Source organism: Sulfitobacter sp. UBA4523 (assembly GCF_002388305.1).
In the GTDB taxonomy this organism is placed as follows: Bacteria; Pseudomonadota; Alphaproteobacteria; order Rhodobacterales; family Rhodobacteraceae; genus Sulfitobacter; species Sulfitobacter pontiacus.
In genome coordinates this window covers 1-4,831 of the sequence record NZ_DGMH01000061.1, presented here as the reverse complement: position 1 = coordinate 4,831, position 4,831 = coordinate 1, and the positions used below count along the sequence as shown (strand labels likewise).

The following is a 4,831-nucleotide window of genomic DNA, read 5'->3' as shown; positions in this document are numbered from 1 at the left end:
CGGTCGTAATAGGCAAGCCCGATCTCTGTCGGACTGACGCGGCGGGTCGTGCGGTTCAGCAACCGCGCCCCAAGCCGCGCTTCAAGCGAGGATACGTGTTTGGATACGGCGGATTTGGAGATACCCATCTTCTTGGCCGCATCGGTAAAGCCACCCTGGTCCACGACCGTGGCGAATGCTTCCATCTCTGTCAGGCGGTCCATACCCGTCCCCTTTCATCATCTGCGTCTGGAAAGGGTATGGCGGCCAAATCAGGCAGGATCACGGCAGCGGTGAGACAGTGGAGAGGTATTTATAGGGATCGTTCGCGGCGGGGAAACAGGGCGCGCCGTGCTGTGGTTAAATCCAGCGGACCAGTTTCAGGACCAGAAACATCAGCAGCGCCAGCCCCGCCATGCCAAGACAGAGGATGGTAAACGCCCAAGGATGGTCCACCCCCGGCATCCCGGCGACGTTGACGCCGAACAGACCGGTCAGAAACCCCAGCGGCAGAAAGATCGCCGCGGCGACCGACAGCACATAGCCGTGGCGCGCTTGGCGCTGCGCGATATTGGCGTCGTGCTCTTCCTGAACCGACACCAGCCGGTCGCGCAGCTCGTCCAACTCTTCTACCGCGATCAGCGCGCTGTTAGCCTGCTCGCGCAGCTCAAGCTGGCTTTCGTCAGGGATCAGCGGGATGTCAAAGGCGGCCAGCTTGGCCAGCGCCTCGCGTTGGGGGTCAAGATAGCGCCGCAGCCGGATCACGCTGCGCCGGATTTCGGGCAACTCATGGGGCATCGGGGTGTTCTTGTCCTCTAGATCATCCTCGAAGAACTCCGCCTGTTCATCCAGCGTTGCAACGTGTTCCTGCACCCGCAGGGTCAGGCGACCCACGAGCGCTTCGAGGAACTCGGCAGGGCTGGGAGGGGCCTTTTGCGCTTCGGCCTCGCGGCGAATGGCGTCGATGGTAAAAACCTTCTTGCGGCGCACGGTGATCAGCAGGTCGGAATCCACATACATCCGCACCGATACCATTTCATCGGCATCCTGCCCCTCGTTCATATTGATGCCCCGAAGGTTCAAGATCAGCCCGCCTTCAAAGCGGTCACAGCGCGGGCGGGTCTGTTTCTGGATCAGCGATCCGGCGGGGATTTCATGCAGGTGATTGCGGACCCAGGGTTCAAGCATCGGGTCGGCCAGATCAAAGTGCCACCAGCGGTAGATGCCCGGCCCCGTAAGATGCGTGTCGGTGGGCACTTGGGTCGTGCCATCGGCAAAGATATCGAAAACGCAAATCGGCATGGCCACACCCTGAAACATCTATTGATCCGGGCATTTTGACAGACCGGCGCGGAGGCGCAAGATGTGCTGCCCTTGTGGTGCGGGCGAAAGACGGGGCAGGCCACGACAGCCTGCCCCATTTTGGTCGACATACCTTACAGCGCAGCGGCCAGACGGGTGCCTTGGTCAATCGCGCGTTTCGCATCTAGTTCAGCCGCGACATCCGCGCCGCCGATAACATGGCACGGGATGCCCTTGACCTCTAGCGCGTCGGCCAGCGACCGGTCCGACAGTTGACCGGCACAAAGCACGATCGTATCCGCCGCGATCACCTGCGGCTTTTCACGCGCTTCGCCAAAGCTGATGTGCAGGCCCTCTGCGTCGATCTTCTCGTAGTTGACGCCCGCGATCATCTGCACGTTCTTCATGGTCAGGGACGCGCGGTGGATCCAGCCGGTCGTCTTGCCCAAGCCCTTGCCGACCTTGGTGGTCTTGCGCTGCAGCATGGTCACTTCGCGCGCGGGGGCGTGCGGCTGCGGACCTTCGGGCGCGAGGCCAGAGCGGTGATCGGCGGGGTCGGTGACGCCCCATTCCTTCATCCATTCGGGCAGGTTGGTGGTGGTGCTGTCCCCGTCATGCACCAGATGTTCAGACACATCGAAACCGATGCCGCCCGCGCCGATGACAGCGACACGCTGACCAGCGGTGACGGTGCCGTTCAGGATGTCGATATAGCTGACCACATTGCCCGCGTCCTGACCGGGGATTTGCGGGTCGCGGGGAATAACGCCGGTGGCGATAATCACCTCGTCATACTCGCCCAGATCATTGGCCGAGACTTCGGTATTCAGCTTGACGGTGACGTTGTATTTCTTGACCATCGCCCGATACCAATCGACGAGGCCCCAGAACTCCTCTTTGCCGGCGACCTGCTTGGCAAGGTTCAACTGGCCGCCGATTTCGGCTGCGCGGTCAAAGACGGTGACCTTATGGCCGCGCTCTGCCGCGGTGATGGCGGCAGAGAGCCCCGCAGGGCCCGCGCCCACCACGGCGATTGTCTTGGCCGCGTCAACAGGATCGACGCGCAGTTCAGTCTCGTAGCAGGCGCGCGGGTTGACCAGACAGCTCGAGATTTTGCCGCCAAAGGTATGGTCCAGACAGGCTTGGTTGCAGGCGATACAGGGCGCGATCTCGGCTGATTTTCCGGCGGCGGCCTTGGCGACGAAATCGGCATCGGCCAGCATGGGCCGCGCCATCGACACCATGTCGGCGCAGCCGTCCACCAGCACCTCTTCGGCGACCTCGGGCGTGTTGATCCGGTTGGAGGTGATCAGCGGGATGTTCACCTGACCCATCAGCTTTTTCGTGACCCATGCAAAGGCCGCGCGCGGCACCGAGGTCTGGATCGTCGGGATGCGCGCCTCGTGCCAGCCGATGCCGGTGTTGATGATCGTGGCCCCTGCGGCCTCTACCGCCTTGGCAAGCTGCACGACCTCTTCAAAGGTTGAGCCGTTGGGGATCAGGTCGATCATCGACAAACGGTAGATGAGGATGAAATCGGGGCCCACGGCCTCGCGCACGCGGCGCACGACCTCGACTGGCAGCCTCATGCGGTTCTCGTACGACCCGCCCCATTCGTCGGTCCGTTTGTTGGTGTGGGTGACGAGGAACTGGTTCAGGAAATACCCTTCGGAGCCCATCACCTCTACCCCGTCATAGCCTGCCTGTTTGGCACGCAGGGCGCAGGCGGCGATATCGCTGATCTGCTTTTCGATGCCTTCCGCGTCCAGTTCTTTCGGGGCGAACATCGAGATGGGGGATTTGATCGCCGAGGGGGCGACGCAATCGGGGCTGAAGGCATAGCGCCCGGCGTGCAGGATCTGCATCGCGATCTTGCCGCCTGCCTCGTGCACGCGGTCGGTGACGATGCTGTGGTTGTCCACGTCCTTTTGCGACAGCATCATCGCGGCACCATGCGCGACCGACCCTTCGGGGTTGGGCCCGATGCCTCCTGTCACCATCAGCCCCACGTCGCCACGCGCGCGGGTTGCGTAGAATTCGGCGACGCGGTTCCAGTCCTGTGTTTCCTCAAGCCCGGTGTGCATAGACCCCATCAACACGCGGTTCTTCAACGTCGTGAACCCCAGATCAAGCGGGGCAAGCAGGTGCGGATAGTCGGACATTTGGCAAACCTTTCGAGGGCTGAATGTAGGGTACTGGACCGTTCTGTGCGGCAGTTCACCCCAAGCCTGCGGTTCTGTCACGCACAACGCTGCGTAAGCCAATATACATGGGCGCGGGATTCGTGCTAACGCCGGTATGACTTCTCTTGCCGCGAAAGGCCCCCGATATGACGCCAGAAGAAATCGCCCGACTGCCCTATCGCCCCTGTGTCGGGGTCATGCTGGTCAACGCCGACGGGCATGTGTTTGTCGGGCAACGTCGGGACCGGGATCAGGACGCATGGCAGATGCCGCAAGGCGGCGTCGAAAAGGGCGAACACGCCGAAGTCGCCGCCCTGCGCGAACTGGAGGAAGAGACAGGCATCCCCCCAAGCTCTGTCACCGTGGTGGCACAGACCGAGGGCTGGTTGCCCTATGACCTGCCGATCGAACTGGTGCCCAACATCTGGAAAGGCCGGTTCCGCGGGCAAGAGCAGAAATGGTTCCTGCTGCGCTTTCACGGGTCGGATGACGAGATCAACCTGGACACCGAACACCCCGAATTCTCGGACTGGCGCTGGTTGCCGGTGCGCGAACTGGTCGACAACATCGTCCCGTTCAAGCGCGAGGTCTATACCGCTGTGGTCAACGCCTTTGTCGAGCATTTCGCCGACGCCTGACAAAGGGGCGGGCCGCGTTCACCGTCTGCCCGATTGCGTAGCGGATATGGGCCAATGTGCATGATCGGAAACCGATTGTGCTGATTTGACCGGCCGCGCGGGCGTCGCGTGTCTTTTTCGGCCGTCGCGAACTTGACGGGGCGGGGGCGGATAGGAAACAGGTGGCTATCGGCGCGCGACGTCGGACCGCTTTGCCACAGGAAAAATCCCGATGAAGACATATGCCCTGACCGTGACCTGCCCCTCTGCGCGCGGGGTTGTTGCGGCGATTGCGAATTATCTGGCCGATCAAGGCTGCAACATCTCGGACAGTGCGCAGTTCGACGATAAGGAAACCGGCGGTTTCTTCATGCGCGTCAGCTTTGAAAGCGAAGCCGAGGTTGATCTGGCGACCCTGTCAGACGGTTTTGCCGATGCGGCGCGGCCCTTTGACATGGCCTATGAGTTCCACGACGAGGCGGTGAAGATGAAGGTCGTCATCATGGTCTCGCGCTTCGGGCATTGTCTGAACGATTTGCTGTACCGCTGGCGTATTGGCGCGTTGCCGATCGATATTGTCGCGGTGGTGTCCAACCATATGGACTATCAAAAGGTCGTCGTGAACAACGATATTCCGTTCCACTGCATCAAGGTCACGCCGGAAAACAAAGCCGACGCCGAGGCGCGGATCATGGCTGTGGTCGAAGACGCGGGGGCCGAGTTGATTGTGCTGGCGCGCTACATGCAGAT

At 61.6% G+C, this 4,831-nt stretch carries 5 protein-coding genes; 2 read left to right on the top strand and 3 right to left on the bottom strand.

Features of this window, described 5'->3' with window-relative positions; all coding sequences use genetic code 11:
- From B3849_RS14490 to B3849_RS14480, 3 genes are all read right to left on the bottom strand, one after another.
- Positions 1-203 (bottom strand): LysR family transcriptional regulator (locus B3849_RS14490; RefSeq protein ID WP_286780378.1); only part of this gene is annotated, 203 nt, incomplete at its 3' end.
- A 136-nt stretch (positions 204-339) separates the two neighbouring features.
- The gene (locus B3849_RS14485; protein ID WP_278425382.1) at positions 340-1,299 is read right to left on the bottom strand and encodes a zinc transporter ZntB; all 960 of its coding nucleotides are present in this window, start codon (positions 1,297-1,299) and stop codon (positions 340-342) included.
- Between the two features lie 116 nt (positions 1,300-1,415).
- Positions 1,416-3,443 (bottom strand): NADPH-dependent 2,4-dienoyl-CoA reductase, encoded by a 2,028-nt coding sequence (locus tag B3849_RS14480; RefSeq protein WP_037964744.1) that lies wholly within the window; start codon positions 3,441-3,443, stop codon positions 1,416-1,418.
- A 167-nt stretch (positions 3,444-3,610) separates the two neighbouring features.
- Here B3849_RS14480 and B3849_RS14475 point away from each other — a divergent pair, with 167 nt between their 5' ends.
- Both B3849_RS14475 and B3849_RS14470 read left to right on the top strand, forming a co-directional pair.
- Positions 3,611-4,102: an RNA pyrophosphohydrolase gene (locus B3849_RS14475; RefSeq protein ID WP_005851121.1), complete on the top strand. Its 492-nt coding sequence runs from the start codon at positions 3,611-3,613 to the stop codon at positions 4,100-4,102.
- A 211-nt stretch (positions 4,103-4,313) separates the two neighbouring features.
- Positions 4,314-4,831: formyltransferase family protein (locus tag B3849_RS14470; protein WP_286780377.1), on the top strand; the 518-nt coding region annotated here is incomplete at its 3' end.